General features: G+C 72.0%; 17 protein-coding genes. 8 read left to right on the top strand and 9 right to left on the bottom strand.

The annotated features are described in order from the left end of the window. On the top strand, positions 1-277 hold a 277-nt coding region (locus ABT300_RS34020), incomplete at its 5' end, for a DUF6214 family protein (protein ID WP_351684070.1). Positions 278-410: 133 nt separating this feature from the next. Here the strand turns inward: ABT300_RS34020 and ABT300_RS34015 are convergent. Beyond that, positions 411-1,049, bottom strand: a complete 639-nt coding sequence (locus ABT300_RS34015) for a DUF305 domain-containing protein (protein ID WP_502978056.1) — start codon at positions 1,047-1,049, stop codon at positions 411-413. 188 nt (positions 1,050-1,237) lie between these two features. Here ABT300_RS34015 and ABT300_RS34010 point away from each other — a divergent pair, with 188 nt between their 5' ends. Beyond that, entirely contained in the window at positions 1,238-2,740 is a 1,503-nt protein-coding gene (locus ABT300_RS34010; protein ID WP_351684065.1) for an LVIVD repeat-containing protein, read from the top strand. Here ABT300_RS34010 and ABT300_RS34005 read toward each other — a convergent pair. From ABT300_RS34005 to ABT300_RS33985, 5 genes are all read right to left on the bottom strand, one after another. Further along, positions 2,728-3,402 (bottom strand): TetR/AcrR family transcriptional regulator, encoded by a 675-nt coding sequence (locus tag ABT300_RS34005; protein ID WP_351684062.1) that lies wholly within the window; start codon positions 3,400-3,402, stop codon positions 2,728-2,730. The genes ABT300_RS34010 and ABT300_RS34005 overlap by 13 nt on opposite strands. Before the next feature lie 186 nt (positions 3,403-3,588). Further along, positions 3,589-4,278, bottom strand: a complete 690-nt coding sequence (locus ABT300_RS34000; RefSeq protein WP_351684059.1) for an HAD family hydrolase — start codon at positions 4,276-4,278, stop codon at positions 3,589-3,591. Positions 4,279-4,287: 9 nt separating this feature from the next. Continuing rightward, a complete protein-coding gene (locus tag ABT300_RS33995) occupies positions 4,288-4,674 on the bottom strand; it encodes a hypothetical protein (protein WP_351684056.1) in 387 nt (128 codons plus the stop codon). Then, positions 4,671-5,342, bottom strand: coding sequence for a phosphatase PAP2 family protein (locus ABT300_RS33990; protein ID WP_351684053.1), 672 nt, complete (start codon positions 5,340-5,342; stop codon positions 4,671-4,673). Before ABT300_RS33990 ends, ABT300_RS33995 begins: the two co-directional genes overlap by 4 nt. A gap of 178 nt (positions 5,343-5,520) precedes the next feature. Then, complete coding sequence (locus ABT300_RS33985; protein ID WP_351684051.1) at positions 5,521-6,069, bottom strand: DUF5134 domain-containing protein; 549 nt, start codon at positions 6,067-6,069, stop codon at positions 5,521-5,523. Positions 6,070-6,622: 553 nt separating this feature from the next. On the opposite strand from ABT300_RS33985, the gene ABT300_RS33980 reads away from it, so the two are divergent. Further along, positions 6,623-7,114 (top strand): MarR family winged helix-turn-helix transcriptional regulator, encoded by a 492-nt coding sequence (locus tag ABT300_RS33980; RefSeq protein ID WP_351684048.1) that lies wholly within the window; start codon positions 6,623-6,625, stop codon positions 7,112-7,114. Between the two features lie 144 nt (positions 7,115-7,258). On the opposite strand, the gene ABT300_RS33975 is transcribed toward ABT300_RS33980, so the two are convergent. Together ABT300_RS33975 and ABT300_RS33970 are read right to left on the bottom strand one after the other, a co-directional pair. Next, on the bottom strand, positions 7,259-8,023 hold the full coding sequence (locus ABT300_RS33975; RefSeq protein WP_351684046.1) for a VOC family protein: 765 nt from the start codon (positions 8,021-8,023) through the stop codon (positions 7,259-7,261). Between the two features lie 240 nt (positions 8,024-8,263). Further along, a complete protein-coding gene (locus ABT300_RS33970) occupies positions 8,264-8,674 on the bottom strand; it encodes a VOC family protein (protein WP_351684044.1) in 411 nt (136 codons plus the stop codon). Positions 8,675-8,748: 74 nt separating this feature from the next. Between ABT300_RS33970 and ABT300_RS33965 the strand changes: the two genes are divergently transcribed. Continuing rightward, positions 8,749-9,288 (top strand): GNAT family N-acetyltransferase, encoded by a 540-nt coding sequence (locus ABT300_RS33965; protein WP_351684041.1) that lies wholly within the window; start codon positions 8,749-8,751, stop codon positions 9,286-9,288. A gap of 55 nt (positions 9,289-9,343) precedes the next feature. On the opposite strand, the gene ABT300_RS33960 is transcribed toward ABT300_RS33965, so the two are convergent. After that, entirely contained in the window at positions 9,344-10,027 is a 684-nt protein-coding gene (locus ABT300_RS33960) for a glycerophosphodiester phosphodiesterase (RefSeq protein ID WP_351684038.1), read from the bottom strand. A 281-nt stretch (positions 10,028-10,308) separates the two neighbouring features. Here ABT300_RS33960 and ABT300_RS33955 point away from each other — a divergent pair, with 281 nt between their 5' ends. The 4 genes from ABT300_RS33955 to ABT300_RS33940 all read left to right on the top strand — a co-directional run bounded on the left by ABT300_RS33955 (position 10,309) and on the right by ABT300_RS33940 (position 14,290). Next, the gene (locus ABT300_RS33955) at positions 10,309-11,706 is read left to right on the top strand and encodes a DUF6421 family protein (RefSeq protein WP_351684035.1); all 1,398 of its coding nucleotides are present in this window, start codon (positions 10,309-10,311) and stop codon (positions 11,704-11,706) included. Positions 11,707-11,777: 71 nt separating this feature from the next. Next, positions 11,778-12,524 carry an SDR family NAD(P)-dependent oxidoreductase gene (locus ABT300_RS33950; RefSeq protein WP_351684073.1) on the top strand — a complete coding sequence of 249 codons (747 nt, stop codon included), beginning with the start codon at positions 11,778-11,780 and terminating at the stop codon, positions 12,522-12,524. Beyond that, on the top strand, positions 12,521-13,591 hold the full coding sequence (locus ABT300_RS33945; RefSeq protein WP_351684033.1) for a threonine aldolase family protein: 1,071 nt from the start codon (positions 12,521-12,523) through the stop codon (positions 13,589-13,591). Before ABT300_RS33950 ends, ABT300_RS33945 begins: the two co-directional genes overlap by 4 nt. A gap of 99 nt (positions 13,592-13,690) precedes the next feature. Beyond that, complete coding sequence (locus tag ABT300_RS33940; RefSeq protein ID WP_351684030.1) at positions 13,691-14,290, top strand: transglutaminase domain-containing protein; 600 nt, start codon at positions 13,691-13,693, stop codon at positions 14,288-14,290. Positions 14,291-14,323: the final 33 nt, after the last annotated feature.

Genomic DNA, 14,323 nt, shown 5'->3' with positions numbered 1-14,323 from the left:
GGTCCGCGTCGCGGGCGTGCCCGGCGCGGACCGCTCGACGGCGGACGGGTACGACGATGAGGAGTTCCGCGGGCTCAGGCGGGCCCGCCCGGTCTGGCCGCGCGGCGTCGAGGGGCTGTGGCTGGCGGCGCAGGAGTATCGCGCCGCTCAGGAAGAGGGGGCGGATCCCGTCCTCGCGGTCATGTGCGCGACGGGGTACAGCAGGCGCCGATCACTGCGGCTGATCGCCAGGGCGCGCGACGCCGGATACCTGACGCCGCGTCACGCCCGTCGCTGACCCGTCCCGTCGGGTCGCCGAAGGTCCCTCCCTGCGAACGCCCTTCCTTGCGAACGGCCGTCCCTGCGAACGAACTTGACGGCCGGAGAGCTCAACGCCTCGGGACTCCGGGATGCCAGGCGTCCGGAGGGTGTCAGCGCATCCCGTTCATCCGCGTGATCTCGCTCGTCTGCTGCGCGATCACGTCGTCCGCCATCTCCTCGACCCGTACGTTGTTGCCCTGCGCCTTGACGTCCGCGGCCATCGTGAGCGCGCCCTCGTGGTGAGTGATCATCAGGGTGAGGAAGAGCGTGTCGAACGCCTTGCCGCGGGCCGCCCGCAAAGCGGTCAGCTGGGCCGCGGTCGCCATGCCGGGCATCGCCGTGTGGGCGTGCCCGCCGCCCGTCGTCTTTTGGCCATGAGTGGTGAGCCAGGCCTCCATGGCCTTGATCTCGGGCCCCTGCGCCGCGGAGATGCGCAGGGCGAGGCGTTTGACGTCCCCGGATGCGGCGCGGTCCGGCACGAGTGCGGTCATCTCCAGGGCCTGGGCGTGGTGTTCGATCATCTTCCGTGTGTAGGACACGTCGGCCGAGTTGGGTGTGTCGTCGTCGGCGCGCTGCTCGGCCGCGTCCTGTGCCGAAAGGGTGCGGTTGGCCTCGCCCGGCCTGCCTGGCGCGATCACCGAAGGGCCGCTCACCGCGCCTGACCCGGCGTCCGTCCCCGAGTCACAGCCGGCGAGCGCCAGGGCGAGGAGCAACGAGGCTGACGCGAGGGGCACGCGGCGGACGAGCACAACGACCTCCTGGGGCAGGCGAGTCGAGGGCGGGTCCGCCCTCGTCCGAATTCATGCACCGCCGACAGCACCGCCAACCGATTCATTCATGACGAGTGCATTGCCGACCCTTGATATGTGCATGATGAAGACGATACTTCGGAGCACCGTGAACCGTTCCTTCGCGAACGGCAACTAGGGAGGATGCAGTGACCCTGTCGAACGATCCTCGAACACGACGCAGACGGTGGAAAGCCGCCGCCGCCTGCACCGGGCTCCTGGCCGCGCTGCTGACAGCGGTCCCGGCCGCCGCGACCCCCGACCCGGGGGACGGCCCCGCCGCCGGACGGGAGGTGAACCGCGACGCCCGGACCCAGGCGAGCGCCGCGATCGCCGCCGGCGAGATACCCGGGCAGGACGAGATCGTCCACTCCGACAACGTCCAGCACCTGACGAACATCCCCAAGGACGTGCTGCCGGGCACCAATTCGGACCTGGCCTTCCAGGGCCGGTACGCCTTCGCCGGCAACTACGACGGCTTCCGCATCTTCGACATCGGCAACCCGAAGGCGCCGAAGACCGTGGCCCAGGTGCTCTGCCCCGGCTCGCAGAACGACGTCTCCGTCTCGGGCGACCTGCTCTTCCTGTCGACCGACTCCTCGCGCAGCGACAGCAGTTGCAACAGCACCACGCAGCCGGTCACGGAGAAGTCCTCGTGGGAGGGCATGAAGGTCTTCGACATCAGCGACAAGAAGAACCCGAAGTACGTCGCCGCCGTCGAGACCGCGTGCGGTTCGCACACCCACACCCTGGTGCCCGAGCGCAAGAACGTCTACATCTACGTCTCCTCGTACTCGCCCAACGCCGCCTACCCCGACTGTCAGCCCCCGCACGACGGCATCTCCGTCATCAAGGTGCCGCGCAACGCGCCCGAGAAGGCGGCGGTCGTCGGCTTCCCCGTGCTGTTCCCGGGCGAGGGCCCGGACGGCGGAGGCAACCCGGGCGGTCCGACGAACCCCGGGGTCTCCAAGACGACCGGCTGCCACGACATCACCGTGCTGCCGGACAAGGACCTCGCGGCCGGCGCCTGCATGGGCGACGGCATCCTGATGTCCATCAGGGACCCGGAGCACCCGAAGGTCATCGACCGGGTCCAGGACAACGTCAACTTCGCCTTCTGGCACTCGGCCACCTTCAACCAGAAGGCGAACAAGGTCGTCTTCACCGATGAGCTGGGCGGCGGAGGCGCGGCCACCTGCGACGCGGCGACCGGTCCCACCCGCGGCGCCGACGGCATCTACGACATCACCGGCAAGGGCGACAAGCGCAAGCTCGTCTTCCGCAGCTACTACAAGATCCCGCGCCATCAGGCGGCCACCGAGAACTGCGTCGCCCACAACGGCTCGCTGATCCCGGTCAAGGGCAAGGACCTCATGGTCCAGGCCTGGTACCAGGGAGGCGTCTCCGTCTGGGACTTCACCGACTCGGCGAAGCCCACGGAGATCGCCTACTTCGAGCGCGGCCCGCTGAGCACCACGACCCTGCAGACCGGCGGCGCGTGGTCGGCGTACTACTACAACGGCTACATCTACTCGAACGACATCGCCAAGGGCTTCGACGTGCTCAAGCTCAGCGACCGGCGCACCGATCCGGCCGGGCGCGTCCATCTGCGCGAGCTCAACGTCCAGACGCAGCCGGACTACTTCGACTGATCGCCGGACGGCGGGCCGGTCGCGAAGAACCGCGACAGATCGGCGCCGCACCCCCCGCCGGGCGCCTCGGCGTCCGGCGGGGTCCCCAGCTCCCAGTCGAGCCGGTAGCGCGCGAACAGCTCGGCGCGCAGCGTCGTCAGCGGCAGGGGCACGTTGGGCAGGACCATCGCGTAGACGGCGCCCATCAACTGGGAGCGCAGCATCGGGTAGTCGTGGTCGAGGTCCTGCGCCCCGTGCCGCACCGCGGTCTCCCGCAGCAGCTCGGCCAGCCGCTGCTGCTCCGGACACTGCACGAATCCCTCGGCCTGCAGCAGCCCCGCCATGTGCTGGCGCATCAGCACGGTACGGTCCTGGGCCAGCCCGAGGATCGCGTCGATGGCCCGCGCCATCCGCTCCCGGCCGTCCTCGGTGCGCGGCTCGCGCTCCAGCGCCTCTTCCAGCGTCCGGTGCATGAGCCGGTGCACCGCCGACTGCACCAGCTGCCGCTTGCCGGGGAAGTAGTACGACACCAGACCGCGCGCCGCGCCGGCCCGGTCCGCGATGTCGCCGAGCGTGGTCGCCTCGTAACCGCGCTCGCCCACCAGCTCCACAGCCGCCTGCAGCAGCCGCTCCCGGGAACGACGCCGCAATTCTTCATTGACCGAGGCGCTGCGCGGGGACATCCTGTAACTCCCGTGTTGACTGGCTGCCAGCCAACTATACTCAGGGGGTCCCGGTCGCTCCGGCGGAGCGCACCGGGTCGGCGCCTGCTCTGGGCGACGCGGGGGATCGTCCAGAGCGGGCGCACATGCGCCTGACGGCGTCGTCCGCCGCCGCTGTCGCAGGCGTCCGACGCCGTCGTGCGGCGGTCAGCCCAGGAGGTCCAGCACCGGGCGCAGCCCGTCCGGACGCTCGGCCGCCGGCAGATGATCCACGAAGTGCACCGCGCAGCCAAGCGCCGCGGCGCCGCCGTCCGCCCGCCGGTCGTCGCCCACCATCAGCGTGCTGCGGGGATCGGCGCCCAGCGCCTCGCACGCGACCGTGAACAGCCGCGGGTCCGGCTTCTGCACACCGTGCTCGTACGACAGCACGTACGCGTCGACGTACCGGTCGAGACCGTGCGCGCGGAACACCGGGCGCAGATCCCAGCCGATGTTGCTGACGATCCCGACCCGGGACCCGCGCTCGCGCAGGCCGCTCAGCACCTCGCGCGCGTCGGGGTACGGAGACCAGGCCGCCGGCGTCCTGTGCCGCTCGTACAGGGCGTCGTGCAGTGCAGGGTCCGGCAGCGTCACCTGACGTGACAGGCCCGTGTACGCGGCCCGGTGCAGCTCGGCGCTCCGGTCCCGGACCTGCCACACTTCGGCCAGCTCCTCGGGCAGGCGGAGCGGGGCGGCTCCGCTCGGCAGGGCGCCCGCCGCCTCCAACGCCCGTGCCTTCGCGGCGAGTTCCGGTTCGGTGAGCACGATGTCCGCGGCGTCGAGCACGGCGCGGAGCCACCGTTCGGTGGACTCGATGCGGAAGAGGGTCCCGGAGAAGTCGAACAGCACGGTGGTCATCAGGCGATTCTAGGAAGCCCGTACGGGGGACGGCTGTTCAGGAAACGGGCAGTGACCGGTGGACTGGTTGCTGACCTCGTGCACCCGCGGCCCGCTCGGAGCGCGACGGAAGGAGATCTCGCCCGCGCCGAGCACGTCCTCACCGTCGGCGCAGGCCACGTGCTCACTGCGGCGGGGCGCGAGCCGCAGCAGCCCGTCGAGTCCGACGACATACGTGAACGGCTCCCCGCCGTACTCCGCGGCCGCGCCGCCGTCCCGTCCCGCCGCCCTGTCCCGGTCCGCCGCCCCGTCCAGGTCCGCGGCGCTGCGGATCACCCGGCCGCCGGCCCCGCGGACGACCGTCCGGCGCAGGTCCGGCGGGCCCACGGAGGCGTACCGCCGTCCCGGCGCCGTCACGGCCGCCACCGCAGCTGTACCGCGATCGCCAGCGCCACCAGCGCCGCCCCGAGCAGCCAGCCGCCCAGCACGTCCGAGGGCCAGTGCACGCCCAGCCAGATCCGGGTGAGCCCCACCCCCGCGACGGACAGCGCCGCCACGGCCAGCGACGCCCGCCACAGCACGCGGCCGACGCCCCGCCGGTGCAGCAGCCACAGCAGCAGCCCGAGGACGACGGTGGCGGTCAGGGCGTGGCCCGAGGGGTACGCCGCGTAGTGGGCGGAGTCGACCGGGTCGGGCCAGACCGGCCGGGCGCGGCCCACAGCGGCCTTGAGGCCCTGCTGGAGCGCTGTGCCCACGGCGGCCGTGACGACCAGCCATCCCGCCGTCCACCAGTCCCCGTGCCGCCGCACCAGCCACACCGCCACGGCAGCCCCCAGCAGTCGCATCGTCACCGGATCCCAGACCCAGTCGGTGAGAATGCGGCAGGCCTGTGTGACGTCGGGGTCGGCCACCGCCCAGCGATGCGTGGTGCGCGACACGTCGCCGTCGGCGGACATCAGGGGACGCCACTCGACGGCGACCAGCACGAGCAACAGCACGGAGCACAGCCCCAGGGCCGCCGCGGCGCCGAGGAACGTGTGCCGGGCAGCGGGACGGGGCGGGGAGTCGAGGGGCGCATGGTGCATATACAGATCCTCGCCGACCCGTGGGAACGGAAACCCGTGCGGGGTGGACGACATGGAGCCCGGACGGACCGACCCTGGGGGAGGGGCCCGGCTCAGGGACCCACACCGCGGCGCCCAGCCAGGGAGAGAGGTCCCCACCGCGGCCCGCCTCGGGAGCGCGCCTTCGCCGTCGAGCGGATCACATCGCCATCAGCATCGCGAGCATGCCGATCCCCATGGACAGCCGGCACGCCCGGACGACTTCGGGACGGTCGCTCCAGGAGACGGCGGACGTGCCCGCCCCGGCCGCGGGGAGCAGCCGGACCCCCGACACGAGGACGTACCCGGCGAAGTACAGCACCAGCACGCCCGTCAGCAGCGGTACCCCCGCGCCCTCGTGCTGGTGCGCGTGCGCCGGGGCGGGGGAGGCGGCCATCGCGGCGGCCATGTACACCATGGCCCCGGCGCCGACCACGTGATGGAGGTGGCAGGCGCCCGCCCGGGCCGCCCACAGCGCCCGCAGAGCGGCCGTGCCGAAGACCACGGTGTACACGGGCCAGGCCCAGGCCGGGGGGCTGAACACGGCCGACGGCACGGCCATCGCGGCCATCCCGAAGCCCATCAGGGCCTCGCCGCCCGCGGCCCGGCGCTGCTCCTCGACGCTGCTGCGCATCCGCAGCAGGCAATAGACCCCGGTCGCCGCACACAGCGCCACCAGCAGCCAGCCGGGCGAAGCCGGTCCGTGCACGCGCACCTCCCCGCTCGACGTCGGCAGTCACCGAATGCGATGCCCGCGCAACGCAGCGCGCACGCGGGCGCAAGGAGGTACACGGGGAGCGTCGGGCGGAGCACGAGAACCGTCGTGTCGCCGACGGTCCTGGTCATCGCCTCGTCGCCGAGGTCGCAACGGGTCGAGCTGCGGCCGTCGTGGACGCCGCGTCGGGCGAGCGGTGGCAGTGAGCGCCGGCCGAGGAGCGGGTCGTGACGGCCGAGCAGTCCGGACGCCGTACGCTCGCGGCGACGGTACGGCGCCAGGGGCTTCCCCTGGACCGGGACGCGAAGGCGAGAGCGGAGGACGTACGCGGATGACGGGGAAGCAGGGGCGTGCAGCGGCCGGGGACGGAACACCGGGAGGGCCCTCGACCGGGAAAGCGCCGCGGCGGCCCCGCGCAGCCGGCGCCACGTCCACTCCCGAGGACCGAGGGGGCGGCGGCGACCGGTCGGATCGGTCGTGCGGCGACACGGAAGCCGGGAACGGGGACGGAACCGGAAACGGTGTCCCCGAGGGGAGGACCGACACGGTGTCGGCCGTCGTGCGGCAGTGGCAGACCGTCCGCCCGGACCTGGACACGGGACCCATCGAGATCATCGGCCGCGTCAACCGCTGCGCCGCCCTCCTCCAGCAGGCCGAGGACGCGCCTCTGCGGCGGGCCGGACTGAGCCGCCCCGAGTTCGACCTGCTCGGCGCTTTGCGCCGCAAGGACCACGAACTGACCCCCGGTGACCTGGCCCGCGAGACCTTCTCGTCCGGCGCGGCCGTTGCCAAGCGCCTCAAGCAGCTCACCGAACGCGGCCTGGTGGAGCGCCGGGGCGACACCCGCGACCGGCGCGTCGCGCACCTGCGGCTCTCCGACGCCGGCCGGGAGCTCATCGACGGCGTCCTGCCCGAACAGCTCGCCTACGAGAGCGCCGCGCTGTCCGCCATGGACGACGGGCGACAGGGCGAACTGGCCGATCTGCTGGGGGAGTTGCTCAGCAGGCTGGAGGGGCAGATGCGGTCGCTGGGCGTGTGAGCGCGGCTACGGAACCCGCGTCGGCGGATGTTCGGTGACGACCCCCGGTCCCGGGACCGGGGGCCAGACGGGTGCCGTGCCCGCCCGCTCCCGCCCGGACAGTGGCCGGGCCGGCGGCCCGGGACAGCGGCCCCCCACAAGCGTTCATCTGTCGTGTCCGGCGCGGTACACGCCGAACACCGCGCCCTGGGGGTCGCGCAGCACGGCGATCCGCGGGCCGTCCGGCACGGCGGTCGGCTCCATGAGAGCGGCGCCGCCCGCCCCGACGGCGGTCCGCGCGGCGACGTCCACGTCGGCGACCGCGAAGTACGGCAGCCAGTGCGGGGGCGCCTCGGGCGGGAACCTGTCGTCCATCCTGATCATGCCGCCGAAGTCCGCTCCGCCGACGCCCCACTGCAGGTAGTTCTCGGACGAGTGGACCGTCCAGCCGAAGACCGTGGTGTAGAAGGTCTCCGCCCGGTCGGGATCGCGGGTCAGCAACTCGACCCAGCCGAGCGAGCCGGGCGCGTTGAACAGGCCGGCGCCCGGGAAGGACCGCGCCTGCCACAGCTGGAACGCGGCCCCGGAGGGGTCGAGGACGACCGCGAACCGGCCCACGTCGAAGACGTCCGTCGGCTCGGTCAGCACTGCGCCGCCGGCCTCCGTGGCCAGCCGGGCGCTGACGTCCGCGTCGGTCACGGCGAACGACACGCTCCAGGCGCAGGGCTGGGCCTCCTGGTGGCGGGGGCTGAGCGCGGCCACGGCCGCGTCGCCGAGGTGGGCGACCGAGTAACCGCCGGCCTCCTGCCGCGGATCCGTCTCCGCGCGCCAGCCGAACAGCTCCGCGTAGAACCGCTTCGCCGCTTCCGGGTCACCGGTCCCCAGCTCAACCCAGCAGGGCCCGCCCGGCACGGGCGCGTCGAGCTTCATGGCGTTCCTCCGAAAGGTCACCCCCTCAGCACGCTATGCCCCGCCCGGCCGCACGGCATCCGCTGACCCCCTCGCCCCAGCCGCCGGCGACGGACCAGCCCCGACGGCTCCGGGAGCCCGGCGCCGCTCGGACCCCGACGCCCGACCGGACCCTCCCTCGCCGCGCACGGCGACCGACGGCAGTGACCCGGCAGCGGCCCCGCCGTGCCAGGAAGCCGGTCCGGCCCCTCGCCGGGCCTCTCAGAGGCCCGGCCGGTACCGCATCGGGTGGTCCGCCGGCACCTCCACGAGCACGATCGGGGTCCCGTCCGGGTCCGCGATCCACATCTCGATCAGACCCCAGGGCTCCTTCACCGGCGGACGCGCGATCTCGACGCCCTTCGACCGCAGCTCGTCGTGCGCCGCCGCGGCGTCCGCCACCTGAAGCCACAGGCGCACGGGAGCGGTCGCGCGCTCGGCCGGCGCCGAAGGGTCCTCGGCGCGGCCCGATAGCTCCAGGTGGCCGCCGCCGAGGAAGTAGACGGTCCCGCGGTCCGGACCCGTGCCGAACTCACGGCAGACGGCCAGACCCAGCTGCTCCCCGTAGAAGACGCGGGAACGCTCGGGATCGGCCGGTCGAAGCAGGGTCCTGCTGCTCAGTACGTGCACCATGCGGCGGCAGCCTAGCCGCCCGGGGTTAGGCTCGGGCGAGCCCCAGCCCGTGTCAGAGACCGGAGACCGCCCGCATGGACACCGCAGCCACCGACCTCGTCTTCCGCACCGCCACCGACGCCGACGTCGACGAGCTGGTCGCGCTCATCGAGTCCGCCTACCGCGGCGACTCCAGCCGGGCCGGGTGGACGACGGAGGCGGACATCCTCGACGGGCGGCGCACCGACCCCGAAGGCGTGCGAGCGGTCGTCGCGGCGACGGACAGCCGGCTGCTCACCGTGGAGCAGGACGGCCGCATCGTCGCCTGCTGCCAGCTGGCCCACCGAGGTGACCACGCCTATTTCGGCATGTTCGCCGTGAGCCCCACGGAGCAGGGCGCCGGCCTCGGCAGGACGGTCATGGCGGAGGCCGAGCGGCAGGCCCGCGAGGACTGGGGCGTCGGCGAGATGCAGATGACGGTGATCTCCGTGCGCGAGGACCTCATCGCCTGGTACGAGCGGCGCGGCTACCGCCGAACCGGACGCATGACCCCCTTCCCGTACGGCGACGAGCGCTTCGGCATTCCGCGGCGCGCCGACCTGCAGTTCGAGCTGCTGGTCAAGCCGCTGGTCTGAGCACGCCCTCGGCGCGGGCTCAGCCGGCGGCCTGCGCTCAGGCGGCGGCCTGCGCTCAGGCGGTGAACCGGCCGGTGCGCCTGATGTCGGGATAGTCGGTGGTCGCGCCGTCCAGCTCCAGAGCGCGCACCAGGCGCAACTGCTCCTGTGTGTTCACCACCCAGCCGATGATCCGCAGATCGCGTTTGCGTGCCTCCTCGACGATCTCCAGGGTGAGCCGGCGCAGATTGAGGCAGACCGTCGCGGCGCCGGCCGCGACGGCCCGGTCCACGATGTCGAGGCCGTAGCGGCTGCCGATGAGCGCGGTGCGCACCCCGGGCACCAGCCGCGCGATCTCCGCGACGGCCTCGTCGTGGAAGGACGACACCTCGACCCGCCGCACGAGGTCCCGTTCGAGCATCACCTCGGCCAGCGCCCGCGCCGCCTGCACGTCCTTGATCTCGGCCTGGAGCGGCGCCTGCACGACGTCCAGCACCTCCTCGAAGCACGGGACGCGTTCCCCGCGGCCGGCGTCGAGCGTGCGCAGCTCCGCGAGCGTCTGGTCGGCGATGGGGCCGGTGCCGTCCGTCGTGCGGTCCACCTCGGGATCGTGCATGACCACGAGGGCGCCGTCCTTGCTCAGGTGCAGGTCGAGTTCGATCGCGTCGAGGCCCGCCTGCTCGGCTGCGACGAAGGAACGCAGGGTGTTCTCCGGCTCGACGCCCATGACGCCGCGGTGGCCGATGGTGAGGAAGTTCAAGACGCGACTCGCTTCCGACGACGGGGGCTGCAGGGGCGGGCCGCGGGGCGGCCCCGGGCGGGGTGAGGACCGGTGTGTGCACCGACCTGTTCCCTACCCGCCCTGCTCCGCCGGAAGCCGGCGCCCCTCCGATGCCCGCCCGATGCCCATCCGATGCCCGGCAGGAAAAAGTGCGGTGAAGAAGTGGTTGGGCAGGATAATTTCCCGAGAGGCCACTTGCTGAAGGAAACCCCATATGTCTACGGTGTGGTGACGCAAGGTTCTTCAGCGAAGGATGGGACATGACGGAAATTCTTGTGCAGGCAGCATCGGGGGAGCGGGTTCCTCCGGCGTCCAGGGTGGTGGACCACCCGGCGTGGCGCGTGCTCAAGGATGCCGTGGAGCAGGTCCGGCCCTGGCAGTCGAAGGACGGGTCGATCGACTTCTCGGCCGAGGGCGCCCCGGCGCGCGGCGAGGCCGAGCAGGCCGTGCAGCGCGTGATCGAGGCCGTCGAGGAGCTGTCCCCGCTGCTCCCGCACGACGCCGACTACCACCGCGCGCTGGTCAAGGATCTGCGCATGTGGGCCGACGGCGGTTTCGAGGTGCCGGACTTCCTCGACTCGCTGCTGGCCTTCCAGCCCGCCGCGAACCGCGCGGACGGACTCCAGCACCTGGTCGTCTTCGCGATGTACACGCAGAACGGCAACCCGGACCGCAATCTGGAGGCCGTCGTGCTCCGGATGGTCTGGCCGCAGTGGCTCGCCGAGCTGGAGCGCACCCGCTACGACAACCCGCTGTTCTGCGGCATCACCTTCGAGGACTTCACGTCCGGCTACGACACCAACTCGGCTGTCCTCTTCCCGGAGACCATCGCCGTCCGGGAAGCGCCGGAACGTTTCTCCTGGGGTGGCATCTTCTGCGACCGCGAGGCCGCCCGCTTCCGCCGCGTGACGGACGCCGCCGTCGACATCCTGGGCCTGCAGCTGCCCGAGGACGTGGCCGACATGGTGCACGACCAGAAGCGCTGCGAAGAGGCCTTCGTGTTGTGGGACATGGTCCACGACCGCACCCACAGCCACGGCGACCTGCCCTTCGACCCGTTCATGATCAAGCAGCGCCAGCCGTTCTGGATGTACGGGCTGGAGGAGCTGCGCTGCGACCTCACCGCCTTCAAGGAGGCCGTGAAGCTGCAGGCCGACGGCGTCCCGCAGGCCCGTGACGTGCAGTACGCGGTCCTCTTCGACCGGATGTTCCGCTTCCCGGTCACCGGCGAGCGCGTGCGCAACTACGACGGTCTCGGCGGCCAGCTGCTCTTCGCCTACCTGCACAAGCACGAGGTCGTGCGCTGGACCGACAACCGGCTGCACATCGACTGGGAGCGTGCCCCGCAGGTCACCAACCAGCTGTGCGCCGAGATCGAGACGCTCTACCGCGACGGCATCGACCGCCCCAAGCTGGTCCACTGGTTCGCCGGCTACGAGCTGGTCTCGACCTATCTCGCCCCGCACCCGGGCTCCAAGTGGGCCAAGGGCCCCGACGCCCTGGACCTGACCCAGCCGCCGCGCAGGCTCGTCGATGACGTGCTTCCCGACGAGTTTCCGCTGAGCATGTTCTATGAGGCACTGTCCAAGAAGCTGAAGAACGTGATCGCCTCCACCAAGGGCATCACGGCGGACGGGGCCGAGCGGATCGCCGCGTGAGCGACCTGCGTACGGAGAACACTGCTCCGCGGGACACTGCGGAGCAGCACACTGCTCAGGAGGCGAAGACCATGGGGAACGGGGCTCTCAGCGGTGCGGTGATCGCGGTGGCCGGCGCGGGCGGAGCCGCCGGCCGGGCGACACTGCTCAGGCTCGCCGAGGCCGGCGCGACGGTCGTCGGCGCCGACAACGACCCGGAGCGGCTGGCGGAGGCCGTCGACGCGGCCCGCTACGGGGCCGGGGGCGCGGCCGTCATCGGCGAGCCCGTCGACCTGCTCGATCTGGACTCGACCCGCGACTGGGCGCTGCGCGTCGAGAAGGACTTCGGCCGGATCGACGGCGTGGTGCACCTCGTCGGCGGCTGGCGCGGCAGCGAGACCTTCATCAAGACCAGCCTGGACGACTGGGACTTCCTGGAGCTGCTGCTCATCAAGACCGTGCAGCACACGTCGCTCGCCTTCTTCGAGGCGCTCCAGCGCAGCGAGCTCGGCCGGTACGTGCTGATCAGCGCCTCCGGCGCCACCAGGCCCAGCGCGGGCAACGCCGCGTACGCCGCCGCCAAGGCCGCCGCAGAAGCCTGGACCCTCGCGCTCGCCGACGCCTTCCGCAAGGCCGGGGGCGCCGAGGGACCGACCTCCGCAGCTGCGATCCTGGTGGTGAAGGCGCTGGTGCACGACGCGATGCGCGCCGACCGCCCCAACGCGAAGTTCGCGGGCTTCACGGACGTCAAGGACCTGGCCGAGGCCATCGCCGGCGTCTGGGAGAAGTCCGCCCAGGAAGTGAACGGACAGCGTCTGTGGCTCACCGAGAAGCCGTGAACCCTGCGAAGACCGACGCCCGTCGCCGTCATGACCCCGAGGTCCGCGGCTTCGCCAGCGACAACTACGCCGGGGCTCACCCGGAGGTGATGGCCGCCCTGGCCCTGGCCAACGGCGGCCACCAGGTGGCGTACGGCGAGGACGACTACACGGGGAACCTCCAGCAGATCGTCCGCAGCCACTTCGGCCCCACGGCGGAGGCCTACCCGGTCTTCAACGGCACCGGGGCCAACGTCGTGGCGCTCCAGGCGCTCACCGACCGCTGGGGTGCGGTGATCTGCGCCGAGAGCGCCCACATCAACGTGGACGAGGGCGGCGCACCCGAGCGCATGGGCGGTCTCAAGCTGCTCACCGTCCCCACGCCCGACGGCAAGCTCACGCCCGAGCTGATCGACCGGCAGGCCTGGGGATGGGAGGACGAGCACCGGGCGATGCCGCAGGTCGTCTCGATCACCCAGAGCACGGAGCTCGGCACGCTCTACACGCCCGAGGAGATCCGCGCGATCTGCGACCACGCCCACGCGCACGGCATGAAGGTCCACCTCGACGGCTCCCGGATAGCCAACGCGGCCGCCTCCCTGGACGTCCCGATGCGGACGTTCACCAACGCGGTCGGCGTCGACGTCCTGTCCCTGGGCGGCACCAAGAACGGCGCGCTGTTCGGCGAGGCCGTCGTGGTCATCGACCAGGACGCCGTGCGCCGTATGAAGCACCTGCGCAAACTGTCCATGCAGCTCGCCTCCAAGATGCGCTTCGTGTCGGTGCAGCTGGAGGCCCTGCTGGCCAAGGACCTGTGGCTGCGCAACGCACGCCACGCCAACGAGATGGCGCAGCGCCTCGCGGAGGGCGTGCGGGCCGTGCACGGCGTGGAGATCCTCTACCCGGTGCAGTCCAACGGCGTCTTCGCGCGGCTCCCGCACGACGTGAGCGAGCGGCTGCAGAAGAAGTTCCGTTTCTACTTCTGGGACGAGGCGGCGGGCGACGTGCGCTGGATGTGCGCGTTCGACACGACCGAGGAGGACGTGGACGCGTTCGTCGCGGCCCTGAAGGAGGAGATGGCCCGGTAGGCCCGCCGCCGTGGGGCCCGGCACGAGAGACTGCATAGGTATGCGATCACCTGAAAAGTCATTGACTGTCGGGTGATCGTTTTCCTATGCTCTCCAGCCATGGAGCTGATCCAGGACAACCCTGACCTGTCCGCCTACCTGGCTGCCGACGAGGTCATCGACCACGGTCACCCGGTGGTGCGGGCCACCGCCGCACGCCTCGCGCGAGACGCCGAGGACTCGTATGCCTATGCACGACTGGCCTTCGAGTACGTGCGCGACGACATCACCCACTCGCAGGACGCCCAGGACCCGCGGGTGACCTGGCGCGCCTCGGACGTCCTGGAGCAGCGGACGGGCGTCTGCTATGCCAAGGCCCACGCGCTGGCCGCGCTGCTGCGGGCCGAGGACATCCCGACCGCGCTGTGCTACCAGCGCCTCGCGCGCGACGACGGCGACGGCGACGGGCACGTCCTGCACGGACTCGTCGCGGTGCGCTTCCACGGGGCGTGGCACCGCCAGGACCCGCGCGGCAACAAGCCCGGCGTGGACGCGCGGTTCTCCCTGGACGGCGAGCGGCTGGCCTTTCGCGCCGACGCGGAGGCGGGCGAGACGGACTGCCCCGTCCTCTACGCCTCGCCGCACCCGGGCGTCCTCGAAGCGCTGCGCACGGCTTCCGACCGGCCGAGCCTGTGGAAGAGCCTGCCCACCGAGCTGTGAGCCCCGTCGGCGCTCGCCGCCGCGCGCGGTCTG

The sequence above is a fragment of the Streptomyces sp. NPDC001027 genome, from assembly GCF_040299045.1.
Lineage (GTDB): Bacteria > Actinomycetota > Actinomycetes > Streptomycetales > Streptomycetaceae > Streptomyces.
This window is presented reverse-complemented; position numbering and strand designations above follow the sequence as displayed.

What these genes read in the sequence shown, in the direction of transcription:
- ABT300_RS34005 (WP_351684062.1), bottom strand. Translation starts at nt 3,402, where the DNA reads ATGTCCCCGCGCAGCGCCTCGGTCAATGAAGAATTGCGGCGTCGTTCC.
- ABT300_RS34000 (WP_351684059.1), bottom strand. Translation starts at nt 4,278, where the DNA reads ATGACCACCGTGCTGTTCGACTTCTCCGGGACCCTCTTCCGCATCGAG.
- ABT300_RS33990 (WP_351684053.1), bottom strand. Translation starts at nt 5,342, where the DNA reads ATGCACCATGCGCCCCTCGACTCCCCGCCCCGTCCCGCTGCCCGGCAC.
- ABT300_RS33975 (WP_351684046.1), bottom strand. Translation starts at nt 8,023, where the DNA reads ATGAAGCTCGACGCGCCCGTGCCGGGCGGGCCCTGCTGGGTTGAGCTG.
- ABT300_RS33970 (WP_351684044.1), bottom strand. Translation starts at nt 8,674, where the DNA reads ATGGTGCACGTACTGAGCAGCAGGACCCTGCTTCGACCGGCCGATCCC.
- ABT300_RS33965 (WP_351684041.1), top strand. Translation starts at nt 8,749, where the DNA reads ATGGACACCGCAGCCACCGACCTCGTCTTCCGCACCGCCACCGACGCC.
- ABT300_RS33955 (WP_351684035.1), top strand. Translation starts at nt 10,309, where the DNA reads ATGACGGAAATTCTTGTGCAGGCAGCATCGGGGGAGCGGGTTCCTCCG.
- ABT300_RS33950 (WP_351684073.1), top strand. Translation starts at nt 11,778, where the DNA reads ATGGGGAACGGGGCTCTCAGCGGTGCGGTGATCGCGGTGGCCGGCGCG.
- ABT300_RS33940 (WP_351684030.1), top strand. Translation starts at nt 13,691, where the DNA reads ATGGAGCTGATCCAGGACAACCCTGACCTGTCCGCCTACCTGGCTGCC.